Annotated in this window: 26 protein-coding genes; 11 read left to right on the top strand and 15 right to left on the bottom strand. The window is 66.6% G+C overall.

Annotation, left to right across the window (positions count from 1 at the left end; all coding sequences use genetic code 11):
* Window positions 1-217 precede the first annotated feature (217 nt).
* Window positions 218-1456, top strand: coding sequence for an IS110 family RNA-guided transposase (locus ACZ3HV_RS03825; protein ID WP_465681693.1), 1239 nt, complete (start codon window positions 218-220; stop codon window positions 1454-1456).
* 282 nt (window positions 1457-1738) lie between these two features.
* On the opposite strand, the gene ACZ3HV_RS03830 is transcribed toward ACZ3HV_RS03825, so the two are convergent.
* The gene (locus ACZ3HV_RS03830) at window positions 1739-2002 is read right to left on the bottom strand and encodes a DUF3027 domain-containing protein (protein WP_465680615.1); all 264 of its coding nucleotides are present in this window, start codon (window positions 2000-2002) and stop codon (window positions 1739-1741) included.
* 189 nt (window positions 2003-2191) lie between these two features.
* Between ACZ3HV_RS03830 and ACZ3HV_RS03835 the strand changes: the two genes are divergently transcribed.
* Window positions 2192-2692: a P-loop nucleotide/nucleoside kinase family protein gene (locus ACZ3HV_RS03835; RefSeq protein ID WP_465680617.1), complete on the top strand. Its 501-nt coding sequence runs from the start codon at window positions 2192-2194 to the stop codon at window positions 2690-2692.
* A 65-nt stretch (window positions 2693-2757) separates the two neighbouring features.
* Here the strand turns inward: ACZ3HV_RS03835 and ACZ3HV_RS03840 are convergent, their stop codons facing one another.
* Window positions 2758-2901 carry a hypothetical protein gene (locus ACZ3HV_RS03840; RefSeq protein WP_465680619.1) on the bottom strand — a complete coding sequence of 48 codons (144 nt, stop codon included), beginning with the start codon at window positions 2899-2901 and terminating at the stop codon, window positions 2758-2760.
* A gap of 124 nt (window positions 2902-3025) precedes the next feature.
* Between ACZ3HV_RS03840 and ACZ3HV_RS03845 the strand changes: the two genes are divergently transcribed.
* A complete protein-coding gene (locus tag ACZ3HV_RS03845) occupies window positions 3026-3307 on the top strand; it encodes a DUF6881 domain-containing protein (RefSeq protein ID WP_465680621.1) in 282 nt (93 codons plus the stop codon).
* Window positions 3308-4100: 793 nt separating this feature from the next.
* Window positions 4101-4475, top strand: coding sequence for a VOC family protein (locus ACZ3HV_RS03850; RefSeq protein ID WP_465680623.1), 375 nt, complete (start codon window positions 4101-4103; stop codon window positions 4473-4475).
* On the opposite strand, the gene ACZ3HV_RS03855 is transcribed toward ACZ3HV_RS03850, so the two are convergent.
* The 3 genes from ACZ3HV_RS03855 to ACZ3HV_RS03865 all read right to left on the bottom strand — a co-directional run bounded on the left by ACZ3HV_RS03855 (window position 4442) and on the right by ACZ3HV_RS03865 (window position 6885).
* Entirely contained in the window at window positions 4442-4741 is a 300-nt protein-coding gene (locus ACZ3HV_RS03855) for a tyrosine-type recombinase/integrase (RefSeq protein ID WP_465680625.1), read from the bottom strand. The genes ACZ3HV_RS03850 and ACZ3HV_RS03855 overlap by 34 nt on opposite strands.
* Before the next feature lie 202 nt (window positions 4742-4943).
* Window positions 4944-6185: a hypothetical protein gene (locus ACZ3HV_RS03860; protein WP_465680627.1), complete on the bottom strand. Its 1242-nt coding sequence runs from the start codon at window positions 6183-6185 to the stop codon at window positions 4944-4946.
* A 262-nt stretch (window positions 6186-6447) separates the two neighbouring features.
* The gene (locus ACZ3HV_RS03865; RefSeq protein ID WP_465680629.1) at window positions 6448-6885 is read right to left on the bottom strand and encodes a VOC family protein; all 438 of its coding nucleotides are present in this window, start codon (window positions 6883-6885) and stop codon (window positions 6448-6450) included.
* 179 nt (window positions 6886-7064) lie between these two features.
* Between ACZ3HV_RS03865 and ACZ3HV_RS03870 the strand changes: the two genes are divergently transcribed.
* The 3 genes from ACZ3HV_RS03870 (at window position 7065) to ACZ3HV_RS03880 (ending at window position 9696) form a co-directional block, all read left to right on the top strand.
* Window positions 7065-7403, top strand: coding sequence for a VOC family protein (locus ACZ3HV_RS03870; RefSeq protein ID WP_465680631.1), 339 nt, complete (start codon window positions 7065-7067; stop codon window positions 7401-7403).
* 65 nt (window positions 7404-7468) lie between these two features.
* Window positions 7469-9067, top strand: coding sequence for an SGNH/GDSL hydrolase family protein (locus ACZ3HV_RS03875; protein ID WP_465680633.1), 1599 nt, complete (start codon window positions 7469-7471; stop codon window positions 9065-9067).
* 5 nt (window positions 9068-9072) lie between these two features.
* A complete protein-coding gene (locus ACZ3HV_RS03880; protein ID WP_465680635.1) occupies window positions 9073-9696 on the top strand; it encodes a hypothetical protein in 624 nt (207 codons plus the stop codon).
* Here ACZ3HV_RS03880 and ACZ3HV_RS03885 read toward each other — a convergent pair.
* From ACZ3HV_RS03885 to ACZ3HV_RS03900, 4 genes are all read right to left on the bottom strand, one after another.
* Window positions 9693-10562, bottom strand: a complete 870-nt coding sequence (locus tag ACZ3HV_RS03885; protein WP_465680637.1) for a phosphotransferase family protein — start codon at window positions 10560-10562, stop codon at window positions 9693-9695. The genes ACZ3HV_RS03880 and ACZ3HV_RS03885 overlap by 4 nt on opposite strands.
* 34 nt (window positions 10563-10596) lie before the next feature.
* Entirely contained in the window at window positions 10597-11466 is an 870-nt protein-coding gene (locus ACZ3HV_RS03890; RefSeq protein WP_465680639.1) for a class I SAM-dependent methyltransferase, read from the bottom strand.
* Window positions 11467-11538: 72 nt separating this feature from the next.
* Window positions 11539-12195: a response regulator gene (locus ACZ3HV_RS03895; RefSeq protein ID WP_465680641.1), complete on the bottom strand. Its 657-nt coding sequence runs from the start codon at window positions 12193-12195 to the stop codon at window positions 11539-11541.
* Window positions 12192-12989 (bottom strand): sensor histidine kinase, encoded by a 798-nt coding sequence (locus tag ACZ3HV_RS03900; protein WP_465680642.1) that lies wholly within the window; start codon window positions 12987-12989, stop codon window positions 12192-12194. Before ACZ3HV_RS03900 ends, ACZ3HV_RS03895 begins: the two co-directional genes overlap by 4 nt.
* 138 nt (window positions 12990-13127) lie before the next feature.
* On the opposite strand from ACZ3HV_RS03900, the gene ACZ3HV_RS03905 reads away from it, so the two are divergent.
* From ACZ3HV_RS03905 to ACZ3HV_RS03915, 3 genes are read left to right on the top strand one after another with little or no spacing between them, the layout of a single operon-like run.
* Window positions 13128-13835, top strand: a complete 708-nt coding sequence (locus tag ACZ3HV_RS03905; RefSeq protein WP_465680643.1) for an ABC transporter ATP-binding protein — start codon at window positions 13128-13130, stop codon at window positions 13833-13835.
* The gene (locus tag ACZ3HV_RS03910; protein WP_465680645.1) at window positions 13832-16165 is read left to right on the top strand and encodes an ABC transporter permease; all 2334 of its coding nucleotides are present in this window, start codon (window positions 13832-13834) and stop codon (window positions 16163-16165) included. Before ACZ3HV_RS03905 ends, ACZ3HV_RS03910 begins: the two co-directional genes overlap by 4 nt.
* Before the next feature lie 22 nt (window positions 16166-16187).
* Window positions 16188-16658, top strand: a complete 471-nt coding sequence (locus tag ACZ3HV_RS03915; RefSeq protein WP_465680647.1) for a nucleotidyltransferase domain-containing protein — start codon at window positions 16188-16190, stop codon at window positions 16656-16658.
* On the opposite strand, the gene ACZ3HV_RS03920 is transcribed toward ACZ3HV_RS03915, so the two are convergent.
* The 3 genes from ACZ3HV_RS03920 to ACZ3HV_RS03930 all read right to left on the bottom strand — a co-directional run bounded on the left by ACZ3HV_RS03920 (window position 16641) and on the right by ACZ3HV_RS03930 (window position 20012).
* The gene (locus tag ACZ3HV_RS03920; protein WP_465680649.1) at window positions 16641-17447 is read right to left on the bottom strand and encodes a methyltransferase domain-containing protein; all 807 of its coding nucleotides are present in this window, start codon (window positions 17445-17447) and stop codon (window positions 16641-16643) included. The two genes, ACZ3HV_RS03915 and ACZ3HV_RS03920, sit on opposite strands and share 18 nt — an antisense overlap.
* A gap of 57 nt (window positions 17448-17504) precedes the next feature.
* Complete coding sequence (locus ACZ3HV_RS03925; protein ID WP_465680651.1) at window positions 17505-19133, bottom strand: helix-turn-helix transcriptional regulator; 1629 nt, start codon at window positions 19131-19133, stop codon at window positions 17505-17507.
* Window positions 19134-19208: 75 nt separating this feature from the next.
* Complete coding sequence (locus tag ACZ3HV_RS03930) at window positions 19209-20012, bottom strand: nitroreductase/quinone reductase family protein (RefSeq protein WP_465681695.1); 804 nt, start codon at window positions 20010-20012, stop codon at window positions 19209-19211.
* Window positions 20013-20227: 215 nt separating this feature from the next.
* On the opposite strand from ACZ3HV_RS03930, the gene ACZ3HV_RS03935 reads away from it, so the two are divergent.
* Window positions 20228-20773 carry a TetR/AcrR family transcriptional regulator gene (locus ACZ3HV_RS03935; protein WP_465680653.1) on the top strand — a complete coding sequence of 182 codons (546 nt, stop codon included), beginning with the start codon at window positions 20228-20230 and terminating at the stop codon, window positions 20771-20773.
* 269 nt (window positions 20774-21042) lie between these two features.
* On the opposite strand, the gene ACZ3HV_RS03940 is transcribed toward ACZ3HV_RS03935, so the two are convergent.
* From ACZ3HV_RS03940 to ACZ3HV_RS03950, 3 genes are read right to left on the bottom strand one after another with little or no spacing between them, the layout of a single operon-like run.
* Window positions 21043-21945, bottom strand: coding sequence for a carbohydrate ABC transporter permease (locus ACZ3HV_RS03940; protein ID WP_465680655.1), 903 nt, complete (start codon window positions 21943-21945; stop codon window positions 21043-21045).
* Window positions 21938-22876: a carbohydrate ABC transporter permease gene (locus ACZ3HV_RS03945; protein ID WP_360364876.1), complete on the bottom strand. Its 939-nt coding sequence runs from the start codon at window positions 22874-22876 to the stop codon at window positions 21938-21940. The genes ACZ3HV_RS03940 and ACZ3HV_RS03945 overlap by 8 nt, the downstream gene beginning before the upstream one ends.
* Entirely contained in the window at window positions 22873-24147 is a 1275-nt protein-coding gene (locus ACZ3HV_RS03950) for an extracellular solute-binding protein (RefSeq protein WP_465680657.1), read from the bottom strand. Before ACZ3HV_RS03950 ends, ACZ3HV_RS03945 begins: the two co-directional genes overlap by 4 nt.
* Window positions 24148-24219 lie beyond the last annotated feature (72 nt).

Consider the following 24219-nt stretch of genomic DNA (forward strand, 5'->3'; position numbering starts at 1 on the left):
CTGGGGGTTGTTGGCGGGTTGAGACTGGTGGGGTTCGTCGTGGTCGACCCTGTATTCCTGTGTGGTGCCGGTGAGCCTGTAGGTCAGCATGGTGGCGGAGGGCTTCCACGGGAACCGTGGATTGGTGCCATCGAGCCCGAGCGTCAGACTTTGAAGTCTTCCCTGCCCTCCCCGCGACGGACGCTTCGGGTGGAGTCGTGGGAAGGGGTTGGTGGCGATGGAAGTGGCGCATGCGCGGTGTGCCAGGCTGGACATCTCGAAGAAGGATGCGAAGGTGTGCGTCCGGATCGCCGGCGCGGGTCGGCGAAAGACGGTCGAGACGGTCACGACGTGGGGGTCGGTGACCGGCCAGATCCTGGCGTTGCGCGATCATCTGGCCGCGCAGCGGGTCACGTGTGTGGTGATGGAGGCGACCAGCGACTACTGGAAGCCGTTCTATTACCTGCTCGAGGACCTGTCCGGTGTGGAGGTGCTGCTGGTCAACGCCCGCCACGTGAAGACTGTCCCGGGCCGTAAGACCGACGTCGCGGACGCTACCTGGCTGGCGCAGTTGGGCGCGCATGGGCTGGTGCGTGGCTCGTTCGTGCCGCCGGCCGAGATCCGGAGGTTGCGGGATCTGACCAGGGCCCGGACGGCGATCACCCGCGAACGTGCCCGGGAGGCGCAGCGGCTGGAGAAGCTGCTCGAGGATGCCGGGATCAAGCTGTCCGCGGTCGCCTCCGACATCCTCGGGGTGTCGGGGCGGGCGATGCTGGAGGCCCTGATCGCCGGTGACCGTGACCCGGCCGCCCTGGCCGACCTCGCCAAGCGGCGGCTGCGGGCCAAGATCCCCGAGCTGACCGAGGCGCTCAACGGGCGGTTCGGTGAGCATCACGCGTTCCTGGCCCGGGTGCACCTGGACCTCATCGACCGCCACACCGCCGCGATCAACCAGCTCACCGCCCGGATCGAGCAGGTGATCGAGCCCTTTCAGGCCTTCCGGGCACTGATCTGCACCATCCCCGGGATCGCCACCCTGACCGCCGACGTGATCGTCGCCGAGACCGGCGCCGACATGAGCCGCTTCCCCACCGCCAAGCACCTGGCTGCCTGGGCCGGCACCACACCGGGGAACAACGAGTCCGCCGGGAAGGTGAAGTCCAGCCGGACCAGGCCGGGCAACCCCTACCTGCAAGGCGCCCTCGGTGCCGCGGCCATGGCCTGCGCCCAGAACCCGCGCACCTACTACGGCGCCCGCTACCGCCGCATCGCCAGCCGCCGCGGACCCAAGAAAGCCAACGTCGCGATCCAGCACTCCATGCTCATCGCGATCTGGCACATGGCCACCACCGGCACCCTCTACACCGACCCCGGCGCCGACTACTACACCCGCCTCAACCCCGAACGCACCCGCACCCGCGCCATCCGACAACTCCAAGCCATGGGCTACCGCGTCACCCTCGACACCGCGTCTTAAACGCCTCCGACGCGAAGACCACCGTGGTGAATCTTCGCGTCAGAGCGTGGTTACAGGCTCTCGGAGGACGAACACGAGCCGGAGCGGTTCCCACGTCTGGGAGCCGCCCCGGAGTCGTTCCGTCTCAGTTTCCGTCTCAGTTCTTCTTCACGCCGACCCACGCAGGCCGCACGCTCGTGCCCGTCTTGTCGACTCGACACCTGATGCCACTCCACGACATCGACTACTCGAAGCTTCACCCTCGTCGAGCGGGGCGCGCACCTGTCGCGGCATGTCCGCGCGTCAGACGAATGGCGCTGTGCCTGGCTTGGCAGGCTCGAAGGCATCACAGCCGTCGTGTTCGAAGCGGAGGGTTCCATCAGCTGGCGACAGTGCGTTGGTGCACCCGCCCCAGTCGGCGCCGAGCGGTCCAGCCAACGGCCGATACGACGCGCACCCGCCACACTGTTCGAGGTACCACTCGTCGGAGTAGTCCGGGTCGGCCGTGTTGCGAATGGGCTGGTACCGGGCCATCCATCGTGCGTGCGTCTTGTCGTCCCGATGCATGCTCACCATTGCACGCTAAGACAGGACGAGTCGTCGTCGGTCCCGCCGAGCGGAACGCGGCATGTCCGGGCGTTGTGGCGGCTATGGTCTTCGGGTGACCGAGACGCTGGCGTGCGGCGGCTGGTACCGGCTGCCCCTGATTCGATACTCCGTTACTCCCCCACATCGGCCGTTCGGTTGGATGGGCACATGACATCGGGCACCAGACTGGTTCTGCTGTGCGGGCCCTCGTTCTCCGGGAAAAGTACGGTGGCGCGGGCCCTGGCGCCGAGGCTGACTGCGAGCATCGTGAGTCTCGACGAGATCAACGAGCGCCGCGGCTTATGGGGTGGTGACGGCATTCCAGCCGAGGAATGGATCCGGACCCACGAGCTGGCCTCCGATGAAGTCCGTGGACTCCTCACCTCAGGGATGTCCGTCATCGTCGACGACACCAGTTCGCCGCGGTTCCTGCGCGACGGCTGGCGTTCGCTGGCCGCGGTGACGGAAGCCCGATTCACCCTGATCTACGTCGACGTGGACCACGCGACGATTCGTCGGCGCCGGGCCGACAATCGATTGGATCCACGCCGGCGGGATGTCGCGGACGCTGTACTGGATCAGCATCTCGCCGGGTTCGAGCCGCCACAGGCCGATGAGAACGCAGTACGGGTGGAGTGTACCGACGACCTGCAGCACTTTACGATCTGACTGCCTCAGGGGCGGCGAGTGAGGCATAGTTGCCAGGCATTGGCGAGCGGGTGCTGGGCTTCGCGTTATGCCTTGAGGAACTGCTCGCTGAGGTCGCAGATGCGTTCTGCCGATTTCGGGTCGATGGCAGTCGGCGCGGCGAGCTGGACCCATTGGTCGGGGATGAGCCGGACAGTGCGCCTGACAACCATGAGATCCCAATCGGGCATAGCCCGACGATATCCGAACTGAGCAGTCTTCAGGCCACAGGCGGAGGACGATCGAGTCCCTGAGGAACTTCCTGAACTTGGCATGTCCGTACGCTGCAGGACCCGCCGTCGATAGCCTGCTTGGGTGTCGACCTACTTTGCGTGTCGTTGGCTACACGACTTCGCAGACGAGCCGGTCATGCTGTTTGAGGAAATCGATGAGCAGCGCTACGAGACAAGGAAGGTGCACCAATACGCGGACGGTCGCCTGGTCAGGACGGACCGGATCAGTGACCTGAATACAAGCCTCGCCTGGGCACCTGTGCCGCCAGAGGACGAGATTGCCAGCCAACGTGAGTTCGAAGTCCTGCCCCTTAGCGCGGAGGAGTTCGAGGAGCTCTGGCGCAGTGGGATCGACGCGAACTGAGGGCAAAGGTGATGCGGCGGCGGCTCGGTCGCGTGATGACTGGCCCGGTGGCGCGCACCATCCGCGGCAAATCAGTGCGTCCGAAGGGTGTCATCGGTGGACGTGAAACTCGATCAGGCCGTACAGCAAACGGGGAGGCAGCGAGCGCTCGCACGTATCGCATGTCACGGCTCCATCTGTCTCGCGCATCGGCGGTCCGTCCGCTGGGCAAATGCCACGAGCCGCCCCATCTGACGCTGGAGGCGGTAGGCGGAGATGGCGGCCTAGCCACTAACTCCATCAGTTCTCTGCCAACGACATGGGAGAAGTCCATGTTCGTCACCGTGCAGTAAAGCGTGCCTTCTCGGACCTCAGTAGACGCACCGCAACGCGGACAGAACATTTCTGTCACAGTAACCCCGGGCCGGGACCAGAGCTTCCGCCCATCGGCATGTTGGTTCGCACTGTCAGCGGCATGTCCGTGCGTTGTTGGTCAAGAGGCCGGCGATCAGACGTCAGGACGGCGGCACGCGGCAATTGGTTCGCCTCGCACGGACAGCCACCTGCTGCTGGGCGGCGAGAACTCAAGGACCACTGAGGCCGGACGGCACGAATACTTCCTTGCTTCCGGTACACGAAACGACATTGGCCCGGGCGGCGTCAATGGAACCTCCCCCGATCCACACTTCGTCAGCCGCCCCGCAATCGTCTGGTCTCAGTTTTGGTCTCACTTGTTCCTAGGTTCGGTCTGACGGTCGAGTCCACAGCCACGTCTTTGTCTACCGCTGCCCTCCTGAGCGCGAGACTGTTCACCATGGCCACTGACCAGTTGTTCACCCGCCTGGCACCCGTCCTGAACGTCTCCGATCTCTCCGCCGAGCGCGCGTTCTACGAGAAGCTCGGTTTGCCGGTGATCTACGAGGGCGAGGAGTATCCCAACTTCATAGCCTTCGGGACGGACACGATCCACTTCGGCATCCAGCAGGCGACCGCCGAGAACGACCCACCGAGCGTCCTCACCTGGCAGATCGCCGTTTCCGACGTCGACGCGGCGGCTGAGAGGTGCCATGCGGTGGGTCTGGAGTTCGAACTCGAACACAACAACCCAGCCCCTGGCTGGACCTACCGCCGTCTCCTCCTCCGTACCCCCAGCGGCTACCGCCTGGCCCTCGAAGGCGGATCCGAGTAGGTGCCCGGGACCAGAGCGCCTGCCACACTGTCGACCGGTGACTCATCTCCGGGTGCCCAGAGCAGCCCTCCGAGCCGCTTGGCGATGTCCCGCCGAATCGGGTCGGTCATGTGCTGGTAGCGAGCAGCCATCGCCGTGGACGACCAGCCCATCACTCCCATCGCGGCTCGCTCCGAGACGCACCGGGCTAGAAGTATGGTGGCGGCAGTGTGTCGGGCGTCGTGTAGCCGCGGCTCCCGGACGCTAGCCCGCCGTAGCAAGGCCATCCAGACAGCACTCCCATCTCCCGGCGCGGAGGAGTCGCTCGCCGCCTGTTCTCGCGGTGCACCCGCAGGATCTCCACCAATTCATCCGGCAGTCCGATCGTGCGTCTGCCAGCCCGAATCTTCGTCTCTCCGATGAGCGGGTTCGTCTGACGCCGGTCAGGGCAGCACCCCGCATTTGGCCGGCTCAAGTGAAGGCGCCTACTCAGGCTTCCTCGTCGTTTCTGCGCGGGCGGAGCGTTCGGCCGGTGATCCGGCTGGAGAGTTTGCCCGTCGCTGATTTGGCCCGGTCGAGGGTGTCGTTGCCGAGGCGCCAGGCGGCATCGACGCCGTCTGCTCCCGCCTCGAGCGTCTTGTCTCTCACCTCCGTGGCCGCGTCCGCCCATCGTCTTGCCTCCAATGACTGTCGACCGCGCTCAATCCCGAGCCGCCCGTGGAAGTCGACGACGGCGATCGCGACATGGTTGCTCGAATGCACCACATCACGGGAGGCGGTCGGGTGCAGCAGCACCTTCGTGTTGGCCGTGCCAGCAGCCGCATCCATGCGGGCCATCAGGCGCTCGGTACTCCGTGAGATGAGTTCCAACCGGTTGTTACGCGCAACCCGGAGTGCGAGGCGATGCCGGTCCAGTTCGTCCGGAGACGTATCCAGCACTCGGTCCAGTTCGAGTACGGCGATCGCGTCCTGCAGTCGGAAGCAGCGAGCCAGAACGGCGAGCCACTCCTGAACCTTGGACTCGGTTTCCCTGGCCGTCTTGGCGAGATCACCGATCTTCGTCTCGCGCTCCATCTTCTCCGCGAGTGCCTCGAGTTGGCGCAACGCGTACGCCTGGGTTCGTGCGATCGTCATCGTGGTGGCCTGCACCTTCGACCACGTGACCTCCGAGACCCGGACCACCTGCTGTCGGATGGTCATGGCCTCCTCGATCACGAAGTCCACGCCGATCAGGTCGGCCAGCACGGCGTCGGTCTGGGCGCGGAGCACGTCGTCGACCTTCTTGTCGATCGTGGCGAGATAGTCGGTGATCTCATCCATGGCCTGCTGCATCGCAAGCTGCGCCATGATCCCCGCAGCACCAGCCAGGACCGCCGGGTTGGACAGAAGCGTTCCGGGCCCCTTCGCGAATTCGACGAATCCTTTGATCTGGCCGTGCTTCCCCTTCAGGGCACCGGTGCTGAGATGCGTCTTCGAGCTTTCCCTCAGCCCGTGCTTCTGGACAAGCTGCGCGGACTCCTTGGTCAGCTTCACCCAGCGACCTGAGTTGGCTGCAATCTCGGAACCTGCCTGTGCGGCTCCAGCCCCGGCACTGAGGACAGGTCCGAGCCGTTGCAGTCCGAGGTCCTTCGATGGCAGTCCCTCAGAGACGAGGAAGCGTTCCACCGCCGTCGGATTCCCGATGACCGCCAGCCCATCGCCGTCGCTGATCAGCTGAATCTCGTCATCCATCGTCGGCTCCTGAAGTGTGGGCGGGGACGCTGCTCTTCGCAGTTGAGGGTGGTGGAGCCGAAGTGCGCAGCGGTCGGGCTCGGCGTCGCGAGTCTTCCAGGAGGAGACACCTACGCTCACCGTCCGACGGAGGACCTTGACGGGCCCCAGGCTACCTTCGATGCCCGACCTCACGGAGTTCTGCCGCCTCGACGAGTCGGCCTGGAAGCCAGTGGCCAACGGCTCGACCACCTCGCGGCTCCGCCCTCGTGTTCTCCGCTACTTAGCTGAGTTGTTCGGCTGGGCCGATGATTATTCCTTCGGGGCCTCGGACGTAGCAGAGGCGGTAGGTGTTCTCGTACTGGGCTATTTCGCCGACGAGTTCGGCGCCGTGGGTGCGGAGGCGGGCGACGGTGTCGGCGATGTCGTCGACGGTGAACATGACGCGATGCATGCCCACCGTGTTGTGTGGCGGGTTGTGCGGCCCGACGATCGCCGCCGGGGTGAGGTACTTCGCCAGCTCGAGCCGGCCGTGGCCGTCCGGGGTTCGCATCATTGCGCTGGCGCAGTGGGCGCCGACCAGTCCGACGGTCTGTTCCGCGACGGGACCCTCGACCTCCGCTTTGCCCTCCAGTTCCATACCGAGTTCTCCGAAGAACGTAATGGCAGCCTCGAGGTCGTCGACGACAATGCCGACGTTGTCCATCCGCTGGATCGTCACCGTGGTTCTCCTTCTTCGTCGCGCGGCCCGTCGTGGCTACTGATGTACCTGAGACGGAGCCGCCGGCACATTCTCGACACCCGGCCGGGGTCGCGGCGGCGAGTTGTCGATCTGGGGGCGTGGTGATCGTCAGCTAGGTGAGAGGCAGCCGAGATTGAGGAGTCATCATGTCTCATCCTGTGGTTCACACCGAGATTCGATCTGAGGATCCGGACGTCACGCGGGCGTTCTTTGCGGAGTTGTTCGGGTGGAAGGTTGCGTCCGAGGGGGCGTTTCCGGGGTACACGTTCATTGATACGGGCGCCGAGGGCGGGCCGTATGTGGCGATCGGGCCGCGGCAAGGTGCGGAGGACGAGGTGCTGTTCTTCGTCAGCGTCGAGGATGTGGGCGCGACGTTGAAGAAGGCTGAGCAGCTTGGCGGGAAGATCGTTCAGCCGGCGCAGCAGGTGCCGGGCACTACGTTCGGCGTCTTCGCAGACAGCCATGGCCACAAGGTCGGCGTCGCAGCAAACGCTTAGGAAGGTACGGAGGTATCGCCAAAGGGATTGGCGGGCAGTAGCGTGCGGAAGCGGGGGTGGTTGCGGTGGCGGACAAGCGAGAGATCCCTGCTGAGGTGGAGATCCATGCGACACCGCGGGAGCCGGTCACCGATCCGACGCTCGGGATCGCGGTACCGGCGCGAGGTGCCAAGCCCGCCAAGCATCGGCTCGTGACGATCGGGGACTCGCTGACCCATGGGTTCATGAGTGCGGCGGTGTTCCGTACCGACCTGTCCTGGCCGGCCATCACGGCCTACGAACTCGGTTTGAGCGTCGACGAATTCCAGTTCCCGGTCTACGAGTGGCCCGCCGGGCCCGGCGGACTTCCGTTGGATCTCGAACGGTTCGCGCGGGCCTTCGAGAAGCGCTACGGAGACCGGCTGGACTTCTGGGAGATCATCGGCGCCGGACTGTGGGTCCGCGAGTACATGGATCGCGTCGAGGACTTCTGGGAAACAGGGGCAGGCTCCGGTACGCCGAAATCCGGGCCTCCGTTCCACAACATGGCCGTCTATGGATGGGACGTCCTCGACCCGCAAATGACCACGGCCGCCACCATCGCCGAGCGCCTCAAGGCGCCGCCGAAGGATGACCTCGTCTCGCAACTCGTCGAGAACCACCAGGCGCGGGCAGCCTGGCCGGTCCTGCAAAGAGCGCGCAAGGGCAGCCGTGCGCATACCGTTCTCGAAGCAGCCGCAAGCATGAGCAAGGCCAAGGAGGGTGTGGAGACCCTGGTCGTCATCCTCGGGGCCAACAACGTCCTCGGCTCGGTCGTCAGTCTCCGTCCGGCCTGGTCTCCCGCCGATTATGCGACGTTGTCAGTCGAGGAGCGGATGGTCGCCAAGCGAGGATGCAACGTGTTCCGTCCCAGCGCGTTCGCCGCGGACTGGGAGCTGCTCGTCGAGAAGCTCCGCGCCATCGACGCCCAGCATGTGCTGATCGCCACCGTCCCGGCGGTCACGATCGCCCCTGTTGCCCGAGGCACCCACAAGAAGGTGACGCCGCAGTCGCGCTACTTCCCGTACTACACGCGCCCCTGGGTCACCGACGACGACTTCGACCCGAAGCGCGACCCGAACATCACCGAGGACGAGGCCCGCGCCATCGACTCGGCCATCGACGCCTACAACGAGACGATCATCAACTCGGTCGCCGCCGCACGGAACGACGGCCTGGATTGGTACCTGTTCGACATGGGGTCGATCTTGGACAGGCTCGCCACCCGGCGCTACATCGAGAGCCCGTGGGCCCAGCCGACCTGGTGGACGCCGTACGAGCTGCCACCCCCGCTGAGCGCGCTCGACCCGGTTCCGAGCACGCGGTTCTTCCGCGCCGGGCGACAGGGCCGAACCGAAGGCGGCCTGTTCTCGCTCGATGGAGTCCACCCGACCACGATCGGGTACGGCATCGTCGCTCAAGAGGTCATCAAGATCATGGAGCTTGCCGGGGTCACGTTCCTCGGCCGGGACGGCCAACCGCGTAAGGCTCCCGTGGTCGTCGACTTCGACCGGCTGCTGCTTGTCGACACCCTCATCAGCCATCCGCCCGCGGCCATCAACAACACCCTCAGCCTGCTCGGATGGCTCGACGAGCGGCTCGACTGGGTCAACAAGTTCCTCCCGTTCGCGCCGAACCCGCTGTGAAGCCGATGACTGATGTCCTGACCGTGCTGGCCGATCAGGAGTACGAGTGGCGCAAACACGACGCGTTGCGGCTGGACGAGCGCTACCGGACCCGGCACCTTCCGCTACTGACGGACCGCCCTCGAGGTCCGCTCGGCCCGGATCCCGGTCCGGGTGAATTCTGGCCACCCGCGCGCTCGTTGGTCCTCCCGCTGCCCGACCCGCGACCCGAACCGTTCCTGTCAGCGCTCGCTGATTCCGGCCTGGCTGGTTTGGTCTGGTGGCGCGGCCTCGAACTGAGAGCCGACCGGGTGCACGCCACGCTGGTGCACGGCGGCGACGAGCCACGGACCCTCGACGTACCCATCGATCTCGTCATCCGCGGCCCTTGGATCGGGCAGTTCAACACCGGCCGCATCTACCTCCCGATCGAACCGGCCGACGAAGCCGCCGCACTCGCAGTCGCCGCGGAGCGACCACTGCTGGCCGGCTATCTCCAACTCACCGCGGACGTAACAGGCAACGCCTACGCCGAGCTCCGCGACCTGGTAGCAACCTTCCAGCCGGTACGAATGCACGTGCGAGTCCACCAATTCCACGTCCTGGAAACGATGGACGACCTAGCCCTGAGATCCCGAGTCGTGAACTAGAGAGCCTTCAAACTCTCGCGGAGAAAGGCGTCGCGGCGGGCGGTCGCTAGGCCCCAAAGTTCGGTCGGGGTGTTGAGCGCGGCCACGGCATCCCAGTACGGGACGTCCGTCGCCTTCGTGCCGGTTGCGTGTTCCCAGCCGGCTAGGACGTGGGTGGGGGCCTCTGGGCCGAAGGTAATCGCGACTTGTTTGCGAAGTTCGGACACATCGACACCTGGGTGGCCGACGCCGGCGGTCTTCCAGTCGATGAGGGCTGGGAGGTGACCGTCGTTCCAGACCATGTTGCCGGGCCAGACATCACCATGGACGAACACAGGGTCGCCCAGCGGTCGTTCGTACGTCGTGATCAGGTCGTCAGCCTCCGCGAGCAGCGGTGTGGTCGGCATCCGGCCCGTACGGCGGTCGGTGGCGAAGTCGTCGACCGCGATGGGTCGCGGCCGGAAGGGCAGGTACTCGCGGGGCCGCATGACGACACTGTGGACACGAGCCAACACGGCGCCGGCAGCGCGCAACCGTTCAACAGATGCAGGCGGAGGCCACGCGGTCGTGCCCGCGACGGTCTCGAGCGTGGCGGGTACTCCGGTCACACTGCCCTGGAGGTCGGCGTAGATCAGTCGCGGAGCCGGTAAGCCGTGCTGCTCGGCCACCTCCAGCGCTGCAGCACCTGTCCTCACCATGGCGGCATCGACCCGCGGAGTCGGCACCCGTAGTACGTAGTCGAGCCGGTGGCCTCGGTGTTCGATGCTCAGCCGCCAGGGACCCTGGTCACCGTGCAGGGCGTGCACGTCAACGACGCTCGCACCTGCGCCGATCGCACCAGCCGCCCACTGCAGCAGTCCGTCATCTACGCGCTCGATTTCCCTCATGGCCGAGCATACGAGGCGCCTAGGCTCAGTCGGGTCAGTCTCCGTTGTAAGCGGCTAGGACTCGCATGGAGCCGCTGGTGACGCGGATTGTGCGGTTGCGGAGGGGGCGGAGGCGTTCTACCGGCGGGACGATGCGGGAGACCGGGTGGAGGAGTTCCCGGATGCGGGTGCTGACGAAGGGCAGGGCGTAGTACTGGTAGGCGCTGTCGACGGCGCGGACCGTGTACCCGGTGCGGTTCAGCAGTTTGGTGATGGTCGCCGGGTCGTAGTAGCTGACGTGTTCGGGAATCTTGAACGACACCCACCGCGATCCGGAGACGCGCGACAGCAGGCTCTTGATGTTCGGGGTGACCATGACGACCAGACCACCGGGCCGGAGCAGACGGCTCGCCTGGCGGAGGAACTCCGACGGCTCGGTCAGGTGCTCGATCAGGTGCGACCCGAAGATCACGTCGTACTTCTGGTCCTGGATCTCGGGCACTTCCTCGAGCAGGCCGCAGAAGACCCGGCCGGGGTGACGCGTCGAGGCCCACTTGACGGCCGCGGGTGAAAGGTCGATGCCGTAGGCGTCGTAGCCGGCGTCGATTGCACATTGCAGGAAGTAGCCGTACCCACAGCCGACCTCGAGGATCCGGCCGCTGGGAACGAACTCACGGATCCGCCGTACGTCCTCGCGGAACGTCGCCAGATATTCCTGCTCCTGGTCCTCGTACTCCGAGTACCCGGTCGCGGCCTCACCGCCGAAGTACGAGTCCCCTTCGTACAGCGCGCGCAGCGTCTCCGGCGTCGGCGTCGGCACCAGCTGCACGAGGCCGCACGACAGACACTCCTCGATCCCGTAGCCGTCCTTCGTCCCACGCGACCGAAACGGCCCGGTCTCCGTACACAGAATGCACGTCGCCATCAAACAGCTCTCCCTGGTCCGCGAATGCCGGAATCTAATTGATGCGGCAGGCAACGGGCAATGGTAGAGCCGTCAGCGGTCACCTGGCGAGACCAGGCCGGTTTCGTACGCCAGTACGACGGCCTGCGCGCGGTCGCGGAGGCTCAGCTTGGCGAAGATCCGGGCGACGTGGGTCTTGACCGTCGCCTCACTCAGCGTGAGCTCGGTGGCGAGCTCGGCGTTCGACAGCCCATGGCCCATCAGAGTCAGGACTTCGAGCTCCCGTGGCGTCAGAACGGCTAGGTCGCGATGGACCGCGGGCTGGGCAGGGGCGGGTACGGCGAACCGTTCGACCAGACGGCGTGTGATCGAGGGAGCGAGCAGAGCGTCGCCCGTGGTGACCAGCCGGACCGCTGCGGCCAGGTGCTCAGGGGTGACGTCCTTCAGCAGGAACCCGCTGGCTCCGGCGGACAGAGCGGCGTACACATAGCGGTCCAGGTCGAACGTGGTGAGCATGAGGACTTTGCAGTCCGTCGGCTCGGCGAGGATGCGGCGGGTCGCCTCCAGGCCGTCCATGGTGGGCATCCGGATGTCCATGAGTACGACGTCAGGTCGCAGCCGGCGCACCGCTTCGACGGCCTCCACCCCGTCGGCGGCCTCTCCGAGAACCTCGATGCCACGCGCGGTCAGGATCATCCGGAACCCGGTCCGCACGAGAGCCTGATCATCTGCGATCACGACCCGAGTCATGGTCGCTCCAGCGGGATCTTGGCGCGCACCCGGAACCCACCGCCCAATCGACGCCGCGCATCGAGGTCACCGCCGTACACGGCCACCCGCTGCCGCAACCCCAGCAGTCCGCGCCCCTCGCCACCGGCTACCGGTGAACGTCCACCGGTCAGGATGCTCGGGCCTGTGTTGAGGATCTCCACCCGCAGCGCATGGTCGGCGTACCGCACCGTCACCTCGGCCTTCACCCCGTCGCCGTGCTTGAGCGCATTGGTCAGCGCCTCCTGAATGATCCGGTACGCCGTGACGTCGACGCCGGCCGGAAGTGGCCGGGGCTCCCCCGAGATCCGTACCTCCACCGGCAGCCCGGCGAACGCAATCCGGTCGATCAGCGGACTCAGTCGGCGCAGACTCGGTTGCGGCGCCAACTGCTCATCCTCTTCACCACCGGCCTGTGGTGCGAGCAGACCGAGCAGATGCCGCAGCTCGGCCATCGTGTCGCGGCCGGCAGCCTCGACCGCGAGCAGTGCGGACTCGGCCTGGTCCGGCTCGGTCTCGAGCACGTGTCGCGCAGCTCCGGCCTGGATCACCATGACGCTGACGTTATGACTGACGATGTCGTGCAGATCGTGGGCTATCCGGGCCCGTTCGGCGTCGACTGCGTTCCGCGCGGCGCTCTCCCGCTCGCGCTCGAGCAACCACCCGCGTTCCTCCAGTGCGCGGGCGTGCGCGCGTCGCGCCCGGATGAGGGCCACTGCGAGCGCTATGGCGGCCAGGCAGGCCAGCACGGCGACGAGCAGCCAGACTGTGATCACACCAACCACTGTCCCAAAGGCATTCGCGATTCCGCATCATCCGCCGGGGGCACACCGTACATCTCCAGGATGACCGGGCGCGGACAGTACGCCGGCAGGCTGACGCCCAGCGCGCGTGACCGGTCCTAGCGTGAACACATGACGGATGACGAAGGCAACGGACAGGCGGTCGTACGGCTCACCGCCGTACGCAAGGAGTACGGCGATTCCGTCGCACTGGACGGAGTGTCGCTGGAGATCCGGGCCGGCGAGGCAGTCGCGGTGATGGGGCCGTCCGGCAGCGGCAAGTCCACCCTGCTCAGCATGGTGGCCGGACTGGACCGGCCGACGGCCGGTTCGATCGTGGTGCACGGCGACGACCTGGGCGCGCTGGACGAGAAGGGTCTCGCGCTGTACCGGCGCCGGCGGATCGGCATGATCTTTCAGTTCTTCAACCTGCTCGACGACCTGTCGGCCCTCGACAACGTCGCCCTGGCCGCGCAGCTGACCGGTACGTCGGCCTCGAACGCCCGCACGCGCGCCCTCGAACTCTTCGATGAACTCGGCATCGCCGGGCGCCGGAACGTCTATCCGGCCCAGCTCAGTGGCGGCGAGCGACAACGTGTCGCCGTAGCCCGGGCGCTGATGAACCGCCCCGCGGTCCTGCTGGCCGACGAACCCACCGGCGCCCTGGACACCCGGGCCGGCGAGCAAGTGATGGATCTGCTGCTGGACCTCAACCAGATCGGCCAGACGCTGCTCCTGGTGACCCACGACCAGCAACTCGCGACCCGCTGCGCCAGCCGCGTGATCGACTTCGTCGACGGGCAGATCGCCGGAGAGCGCAGCCTGGAGCGTACGCCGTGAGCGCCGTGTGGCCGGTATCGCGGGCGGCCGTACGCCGACGCCGGATGCAGACCGTGGTGATCGGCGTGGTCGTTCTGCTCTCCACCACGATGATCGTCGTGGCGCTCGGACTGCTGGCGGCCTCGAGCGGGCCCTTCGACCAGGCGTACTCGCGGCAGAGCGGTGCACACCTGGCGGCGTCGTACGACCGGAACAAAGTCAGCGATGCCCAGCTCACGCAGGCAGCCCAGAGTGCCGCGGATGTGGCTGGACCGTTCGCCCAAGCGACGCTCGACCTGAGTACGTCGCGGATGATGGGGATCCCGATGTCCCTGGTGACTGTGGGACGTGCGGACCCCAATGGGCCGGTCGACCGCCTCAACGTGTGGAAGGGACGCTGGGCGGACAAGCCGGGCGAGATCGTGCTGAACCGGAACCCGACCGAGTCCAGTGGGCGTGGTACTCCGTCGCTGAACTCGACCATCACCCTGTCCGGCGGCCAGGAGCTGACCGTCGTCGGGTTCGCGTACAGCGTGAGTCAGTCGGCCGATGCATGGGTGACGCCCGCACAGATGACTGCGTTGAAGCCGACGTCCACGCAGATGCTCTACCGGTTCACCCAGGCCGCGACCAACGCGCAAGTCTCGGCCGGACAGTCCGCAGTGACAGCCGGTCTGCCGTCCGGTGCACTGGTGGGCACGCAGTCCTACCTTGCACTGCGAGCACTCGCTTCCGGCGAACCGAGCACGTTTGTGCCGTTCTTGATGGTGTTCGGCTGGCTAGGACTGGCGGTCGCCGTACTGATAGTGGCCAACGTGGTCAGTGGTGCGGTGGTGGCCGGCTTCAAGCACATCGGCGTACTCAAGGCGCTGGGGTTCACACCTACGCAGGTGATGACGGTCTATCTGGCGATGGTGTCCATCCCTGCGATCGTCGGGTGTGCCATCGGCATCGTGCTGGGCAATGTGCTCGCAACTTCCTTGCTGACCAGGGCTTTCGAGAACTACGGCGCAGAGGGAGTCGGCGTACCGATCTGGGTGGACGTGGCTGCGCTGCTCGGCGTACCTGCTCTGGTGGCGCTGTCTGCTCTGTTGCCTGCGCTGCGGGCGCGGAGTCTGTCGGCTGCTGAGGCAATCAGTGCGGGGAGCGCACCACGGGCCGGGCGTGGGCTGCGGGTGCAGCGGTGGCTGAGTGGGACTCGGTTGCCGCGGTCGGTCAGCCTTGGGCTCGGGCTGCCGTTTGCGCGGCCCGCGCGTACGGCGTTGACGCTGGCAGCCGTCGTACTGGGTGTCACGAGCGTGACTCTGGCGGTCGGGCTCGGGAAGTCGCTGACGACGTACCAGACTGCCGCGAGCCGGGTCGATGCGGTCGATCTGACGATCTTCGCGGGGATGGCGGAAGGCGGGCCGGCGCCGAACGATCCTGACGCGCCACCGGTTGCCAAGCTGAGCGATGCGGACGATGAGGCGCTGCTGCGCTCCACTCCGGGCGCGGCGTCGGTGACGGCGAGCGCTGACCTCGACATGCGGTTGGCCGGGACGAAGACCGATCTGCGGGTGTCGTTCTATCGCGGGGACTTCACGGAGCTCGGGTATCGGATTCTCGACGGGAAGTGGTTCGACGGTCCGGGGCAGGTGGTGGTGTCGGAGCGGTTCCTGCGCCAGCGTGGGCTTGCTGTCGGCGACACGATCACCTTGCAGGCGCAGGGGAAGACTGTGCGGGCGCAGATCGTCGGGAAGGCGCTGTACAACTCGGGCGACGAGGTGTTGTCGAACTGGCAGACACTCGCTCTGGTGGCACCTGATCGGCGGGCTAACCTGTACGAGATCAACCTCAAGCCGGGAACGGATCTGGATGCCTATGTCAAGGCAGTGCTGGCCGGAGACTCAGGGCTGCAGGAGACGCCGGGGCAGGACGCGGGGACTTTCGTTGCGATCGTCCTGGCGACGGTCATCCTGCTCACACTGATGCTGGGAACCGTGGCTGCACTGGGTGTCTTCAACACCGTCGTACTGAACACGCGGGAGCGTCGCCGTGACCTCGGAATGCTCAAGTCGATCGGTATGACGCCCGGCCAGGTCACCACCATGGTCGTCACCTCGATGGCCGCGCTCGGCGCTCTGGGCGGTCTCCTTGGCATCCCGCTGGGGATATTGGCCCACCGCCTGGTGGTTCCTGCCATGGCCAACGGGGCTCAGGTGGCGATTCCGTCCTTCATGCTCCACGTCTACCCCGTTTATCTCCTGGCTCTGCTGGTGCTCGCCGGCATCCTCATCTCTGCCATCGGTGCGTACCTACCGGCCCGTTCCGCGGCGCACACCACCATCGCCGAGGTCCTCCACAACGAGTGAGAGTGTTGATAGGAAGGCAGGCATGATGACGGCGGAGCAGGTGCTCGAGTTGGTGGAGCTCCTGACTGCTCGCGGGCTTGACGTGTGGGTCGACGGCGGTTGGGGCGTGGACGCACTGGTGGGTCGGCAGACCCGCGAGCACGGCGACCTCGACCTGGGAGTAGCCCGGCCCCATCTGCAGACGGTAATCAAGGTCTTGGATGAGGTCGGGTACGCCGTCACGGACGAGCGATTCGTGCAGGTGACCGTGCAACTCACTCACTTCGAAGGCCATCGAGTGGACCTGCACCCCAGTACGCCGGTCGCGGGCGGCGGCACCGAGCAGACCGACTTCGACGGCAACACCTACTACATCCCACCACCAGCACACGGACACATCGGCGGCCAGCCGGTCCGGTGCATGCCCCTCGAAACCCAACTCCACACCCACCAGGGCTACAACCTCAGACCAAAAGACCACCACGACCTCGACCTGCTACGTGGTCTGGGCTGACTTGAGGCCTTGGATGACGAGGTACTCGGCAGGGAGTAGTACCTCGGTTGTGGTGTATCGCTCGAAGAGGGCGAGCAGGTCGTCGCGCAGGGCCGGCCATTGATCGCCTAACGCCTCGCGGGTGCGGACCACGGGGCCGAACTGGGTTGCGTAGCACTCGACCGCGGCTGCCGGTGACGCATGGTGGATCACGCACTCCTCGCGACTGAACTCCAGCTCGATCCCAGTGCCCTCGAACAGCTCACGCACCGGCTCCTCGGATCCCCAGGTCAGCGGCGGATCGACGTACTCCGGACTCGGCGGCACGTGCCCGCCGACCACCCGGAAGAACTCGCCGATCGACCCCTCCGGCGTCCACGCGCACACCCCCAGCCGGCCGCCCGGTCGCAACACTCGGGCGATCTCGTCGGCGACGACCTCGTGCCGCGGCGCGAAAATGCACCCGAAGGTCGACAGCACCACGTCGAAGCTCGCGTCCGGGAAGGGAAGATCCTCCGCATCCCCCTCGACCCACTCGACCGCGACACCCGCCGCACGCTCCCGAGCCCTGGCGAGCATGGCCGGGGTGAGATCGAGCCCGGTCACCCGAGCACCGGTCCGGGCGGCCGGGATCGTCGCGTTCCCGGTCCCGCAGGCCACATCCAGTACGTCCTCACCAGGCTGTACGGCGATTGCCTGCACCAACCGCGGTCCGACCTCGTACAACCCCTCCTGGCGCATCATCGCGTCGTAATCCCCGGTAGCCCAGGTCGTCCGCACTGAGTCCTTGTACTGCTCCAGCTGCTCCATGTCCGCCAGCATCAGCCGGACCACGTCTTGCCCGCATCGCCTGAACAGGCCATCCCGCTACAGCAGCCCGAGCTGCGTGGCTTGGGACACCGCCGCCGCCCGCGTCGAACAGCCCAACCGGGTGTAGATGTTGGCGACATGCCGATGCACTGTGTGCTCGCTGATCACCAACTGGCCGGCGATCTCCCGGTCGCCGAGACCGCTCGCGATCAATCGCAGTACGTCCAGTTGTCGGGCGCTCAGCACCGTGTTGCCGTGCAGATCGAGCGTGGTCAGCAACGCCGCCTCGTTCCGGCTCGGCACGGGAATCGCCGTGAGCGCCGTACGGGCTTCCCGCCGAGCTGCGTCGGTACGGCCGAGCGCGAGCAGACTCCGGGCGAGTTCCAACCGGGTGTGCCCGGCCTCGTACGGCGCTAGGCCGTCGTACAACTCGACCGCATCCTCGAAGCACACGCAGGCCTTCTCGTGCTCACCGCCCGCCGCAGCGTGGACGCCCTCCGCACACCGTGCTGCCCCCCGGAGTGGTCGCGTCCCCAGTGCCGCAGCGATCGAACAGAACTCGGCGAGGTGGACCGCAGCCGCCTCGTCGTCACCCAGGGCCGCATCCGCCCGTACCAGGAGTTCGAGCGGCCAGGCCCGGCTGACCGAGCCCCGCGGGATCCGCCGCAGCATTCGCGCCAGTACATCCCGAGCGGCGGCCGGATCGCCCCGATCGAGGCTCAGCTCAGCCAGACCGCGCTTCGCCAGCGAATGCCACGGCACCTCGTTGAAGAGCGCCTCCGCTTCATCGGACCGCCCCTGCCGACGGCGCAGCTCAGCCAGGCGGACGACGGCTTCGGCACGCCAGTACGGGCGGTTCGCGGTGAGGTCCTGCTGCGCTTCGGTCAGCTCCAGCTCGGCCCCGTTCCAGTCGCCATGCCACCCGAGAATCGCCGCGTAGTGCGCCCGGCATACGCCAGTGACGAACCGTGCCTCCATGCGCCGGCTGAACTCCTGCACCTGCCGGCACCATTGCGCGCCGCGCTCGTAGTCGCGGATCTCCTCGCACGCCGAGATCAACCGGCAACACGTCCACGCCGCCGGTGCGAGATTCTCGTACTCCCCACCGAGCGCGGCCGCCGTCGCCTCGTCGAGACACCGCATCCCCTGCTCGACGGCGCCCTCCTCCACCAGGGCAAGTCCTTCGGTGGCCAGGCTGAACATCTCCAGATCGACGGCCTGATGCCGGCGACCCAGCTCCTGAGCCTGTACGGCGAGCTCCCGCGCGCGACCGGTGTCGTGGCGACCGAGCGCGGCATGAGCGTCGAACACCCGGAGCCAGCCGAGTTCCGGGCAGGGTTCCAGACCGTCGAGCAGCCGAGTGGCCCGGTTGAACCAGCCCTCGGCCACCGCATCAGCACCCTGAAACTCGTTGTGGTCGTCGCCGAGCCACAACGCCATCCGGGCCGCGGACCGCGCGTCGCCGGCCAGCCGGTACAGGCGGTACGACTGCTCACGTGCGTCCAGGCAGGCCTGGACGTCCTCGAGCCACCAGGTCGCCCAGCTCAGTCCCTCGAGGGCCTCGGGTGTCGTCGCGAGCCCGACCGCCCGCTCGAACTGGGAGCGGGCGGCCGACCAGGCTCCGCGTGACAGCGCAGCCCGGCCGGCCTCCAGGAACTCGTCGTACGACGGCGCTGATGCTTCCAAGGCCTCGACCCTCACCGATGTCAGTGGCGGGATCATGTTCCCGGTGTCCGGCCCGGCGCAAGGGCTCGCCGACGGTCAGAGGTGTGGCAGGAGTTCGGCCTCCTCGCGGTCGAGGTGGGCGGTCAGGAGCGCGATGAGGCGGTCGACCTTGGGCGGCAGGTCGGGCGCGGGCGTCGAGACCAGCTGTTCGAGCTCCTTCAGCAGTACGGCGATCTGCTCGTGCTCGGCGTTCAGTGCGGCGATGAGCTCGGACAACTCCGGGTGCTGGGCGACGATTCCGGGGAACAGGCCAGTGGACTCGCCGGTGTGGTGATAGTGGAGACCCTGGCACATCGTGAGGCAGTTGACGCGGAGCTGAGCGCCGAGGGTGCCAGAGGTCGCGACTTCCTTGCGGATCAAGGCGAGTTCCCGGCGGAAGCTCAGGTGGATGCGGACAAGCAGGTCCGCGAGCGAGCCGCCTCCGCCAGGGAGACCGGGCTCCGGGACGAGCGCGACGACGGGGATGACCCGGGTGGTGCGCGTTTGGTAATCGCCCCACCCCGCATTCGCCTCGACGAGTCGCCCGAAGACGTCGTCGCGTTCCGGACCGCGCAGTACGACGGCCTTGGCTGGATAGGTGAAAAGGCCGGTCTCGACGGTGGCCTCTGGACGGGCGAGCAGGTTGTGGTACCAGTCCGGGTGTTTGGGACTGCCGCCGGCCGAGCCGACGACGAGCGTACGGGCGCCGTCCGGGTAGTAACCCAGGATGGTGGTGTGCGGCCGGCCCGAGCGGGCGCCGGTGGTTGTCAGTAGCAACAACCTGGCATCCTCGAACGGGCCGCCGACCTGGCCGTCGTTCGCGCGGAATTCCTTGATGAGCTGTTCGGTGAAATCGTTCAGTGTTCGCTTCTCTCGTCAGTCGTGGCTGGAAAATCCTGCAGACAGAGAGAAACGAAGGTGGGCCGCGAACGGCCCTCCCGGCGCTCAGAACGCGCCCGGGCACCCAACTCGTGCATGGCCCAAGGCCGACCCGGCAGTCACGGAGAGCATCTTAACCATGCGCCGGGCCAAACGCTTGATGTGCAAAAGGGTCTGTCGGCGCAGACAATGTCTACGTGACCAGCACTCCACTGCGCGACCGCCTCGTCCAGGCCGGCGTCGACCTGCTCGAGGAGGAGGGTCTCGGCAACCTCACGCTGCGCGCCATCACCCGGCGCACCGGGGTTTCCCACGGCGCACCGCGGCGGTACTTTCCCACGCACAACGCCCTGCTGGCCGCCATCGCCGCAACCGGCCTCGCCGACCTCGCCGGCCGCCTCAAGTCAGCCGGCGACGGGCAGGCCGAGGACCAGTTGATCGGGGCCGCAGTCCGCTACCTGGAGTTCGCCGCCGAGCGACCGGGGATGTTCGAACTGTTGTTCCGCCACGACCTGCTGGCCGGCGCCGGCGGAAACCTCCGCGCGACCTCACTCCCCCTGTTCCAGACCGTCATCGACCTCGTCGCCCAGGTCCGACCCGCCGACGCCCACGACCGCGCCATCGCCCTCTGGACCAACATCCACGGCCTGGCCACCCTCCGCGCGACCAACGCCCTGGAACTCCTCGGCAGCACGGACCTCACCCCGATAGTCCACCACGTCGTACGCATCCACCTCAGCTAACCGCCTACCGAGGGTCGTGCGGCAGGCGCGTGAAGTAGCCACAATGAGGTAATTCGGCAAGGTCTTGGAGAAATCATTTCGGGAACGCGCGAAAAAACCTCACGAATGCTGTAACGGCGGCCACACCAGGCCGATAAACGGGTGAGCGACCCGGCAGGGGGGCCTAGCGGGACGCTCCGGTGTTTCTTCGGGACCACCGCGTGTTGTGGGGGGCCTCGCAGGTGCTCACCCGGGGCGGGGTGAGCACCTGTTCGAGGTTTCAGGGCGCGTCAGCCCTTGATGCCCACGTTCGCCATTCCTTCGACGAACCGCTTCTGGGCGAACACGAACAGCACGATCATCGGCAGGGTCGCGAGCGCCGTACCGGCCATCAGGTAGGGCCACTGGATCTCGGCCGGGTTCTGCGAGAAGATCGCCAGCCCCAGCTGCAACGGCCGCATCGAGTCCGACGTGGTGATCATCAGCGGCCAGAGGAATCCGTTCCAGGCCGCCTCGATCTGGAACACCGCGATCGTGATCAGGGCCGGCTTGATCAGCGGCGTCGCGATGCGCCAGAAGATCCCGAACTCTCCGAGCCCGTCGACCCGGGCCGCCTGGGCCAGCTCGTTCGGCACCGTGACGTAGAACTGCCGGGCCAGGAAGGTGAACAGCGGCGCCGCGCCGAGCGGGATGATCAGGCCCCACCACGAGTTCAGCCAGCCGATGCCGCCCTGGCCGAGGATGTTGTTGCCGCCGAACAGCGGGATCGACTTCACGATCAGGAACAGCGGCACCAGGATGATCTGGAACGGTACGAGCAGCATCAGGATGAAGTAGTTCAGCAGCGCCTTCGACCCGCGCAGCGGCAGTTTCGCCAGCGCGTAACCCGCCATCGTGCACACCGCGAGGGTGAAGGCGGTCTCGCCGACCGCGATGAACAGGCTGTTGCGGAAGTACCGCAGGAACGGCGCGGTCCGCATCGCCTCGACGTAGTTGTGCCAGCGCAGCTCGCCGGGCAACCAGCCGAACTTGGCGATCTCCAGATCGCTCTTGAACGCGGTCAGCACCATCCAGACGAACGGCGTGATCATCAGGATCGCGCCGACGCTCAGGACGACGTACAGCAGGATCCGGCCCGGCCGGAGCGCCGACGGCTTGCTCGAAGCGATCGCCGGCAACGTTGCGCTAGTCATTGGCATCCGCCTTCTGGAGCAGGCGTCCGACCCCGATGAACAGCGCGATCACGATCATCATGATCACGGTCTCGGCGGACGCGTAGCCGAGTTTCAGGTCCTGGAACGCGTTCTGGTAGATGTCCATCACCAGGACGCGCGTCTCGGACCCGGGACCGCCCTGGGTCATCACGTAGACCAGATCGAACACCTGGAAGGTGCCGACGATCGAGGTGATCAGGACGAAGAACTGCACCGGGCCGATCGCCGGCCAGGTGACGTTGGCGAACTTCTGCCAGCGGCTCGCACCGTCCAGCTCGGCCGACTCCAGCAGGTCGCGGGAGACGCCCTGCAGCGCGGCCAGGTAGATGATCACCTTGGTCCCGAGTCCCTGCCAGATGCCGACCACCATCAGCGACGGCAGCGCGGTCGCCGGGTCGGCCAGCCAGCGGTTCGGCGCGAACCCGAACAGGCTGAGGAAGCCGTTCGCCAGACCGGAGCCCGGGTTGTAGATCCACAGCCAGATGGTGGCGACCGCGACCGTCGCGGTCACCGTGGGGATGTAGAACGCGGTCCGGAAGAACCCGAGGCCCTTGATCTTCTGGTTCAGCCCGATCGCAACCGCCAGCGAGATCGCCATCGAGATCGGGATCACCACGATCGCGTAGAGCACCGTGTGCCACAGCGACGCCTGGAAGTCGACGTCGCGGAACAGGTCGGAGTAGTTCCCGAAACCCACCCAGGACCAGGTGTCACCGAAGCTGTAGTCGGTCAGGCTGAGGACCAGGACGGAGATCACCGGGATCACGATGAAGATCCCGGAGTGCAGCAGCGCGGGGGCCAGCAGGGCCCACCCGGTCCGGACCTGGCTGCGGATCAGCGTCCGGCCGTCCTTGGACGGAGTCACCTTGCGAGGCGTGTCCAGTGCTGGACGTTCAAGAGTTGTGCTCATCGGGACTGTCCTGCCAGGTTGTGCAGCACCTTGGCGGGATCCTTCTGACCGAGGACCGCCTGGGTGAGCTGGATGTCGAAGTTGCCGCGCATCTCGAGCCAGTTGGACGGCACTTCGTTCTCGTTGACCGCGTAGACCAGGCCGTCGGCGACGAACTGGCTCAGCGGGTTCGACTTCGCCTGCGGCGAGTTGCTGGCGTCCGGGTAGGCCGGGATCTTCTTGTTCAGCTTGGCGAGCGCGTCCAGGGTGGCCGGCTTGGTCAGGGTCTGGATGAAGGTCCAGGCCGCGTCCTTGTGCCGGCTGCGCGACCCGATCGAGGCCAGGTCGCCACCGGTGTACTCGATCTCCTTGCCGCTGTTGAAGCGGAAGAACTTCAGGTCGTCGCAGTTCTTCTGGCCGATGCCCTTGTCCGAGCAGTCGACACCGCCGTTCACGATGCCCATCGCGGCCTCACCAGTGAGCACGAGGGGTTGCTGGGCGGCGTTCGTCTGGCCGTACGGCTGGACGTTGTTGATCATCGACTTGATCCACAACAGCGTGTCCAGGCCGGCCTTGTTGTCGAAGTTCGGCTCGCCGCCGACGTAGAGCGGCGTACCGGTCGAGGCCAGGAAGGTCACGAACGACTGCCGGAAGCCGGTCGCCGACGCGAGGTCGAAACCGCTACGGGTGATGTTGCCGTCCTTGTCCCGCTTGGTCAGCTTCTCGGCGGCCACCTTGATGTCGGCCAGCGACGTCGGCGGCTTGTCCGGGTCCAGGCCGGCTTCGCGGAACGCGCTCTTGCGCAGCGCGACCGCGCGGGTGTCGGCGATCAGCGGGTACGCGAACAGCTTGCCGTCGTACGTCGCCGCCGGGATCAGCGCGCCGAGGCTCTTCTCCTTGATCACGTCCGGCGTCACGCCGTACTTGCCGAGATCGTCGAAGATCCGCTTCGACGCGAACGGCTGGACCCAGCCGACGCCGGTGACCATCACGTCGTACGGGATACCCGCGGCGATCGAGGTGGACAGTTTCTCGTTCAGGTTCTTGTACGTCGCGAAGTCCGGCTCGACCTTCATCTTCGGATAGGTCTTGTGGAAGTCGTCGACGACCTTCTGAAACTCCTCCCGGCCCTTCGTACTGGGCGGGAAGGACGGGATGAGCACTCGCAGGGTCCCGGTGGCCTCGGCCGGCGGGACCCCGTCCGTGCTCTTGTCGATCACCCCGTTGCCACAACTGCTGACCACCACGCTGACCGCGGCGGCCAGCAAGGTCAGTCCCACACCACGTCTCACAGGGGAACTCCTTCGCTGCCGGACCTTGGGGGTTACCCAAGTGCAGCGAAAGTATGGGAAAGGGCTTTCCTC

This window comes from Kribbella sp. NPDC020701 (assembly GCF_055562215.1).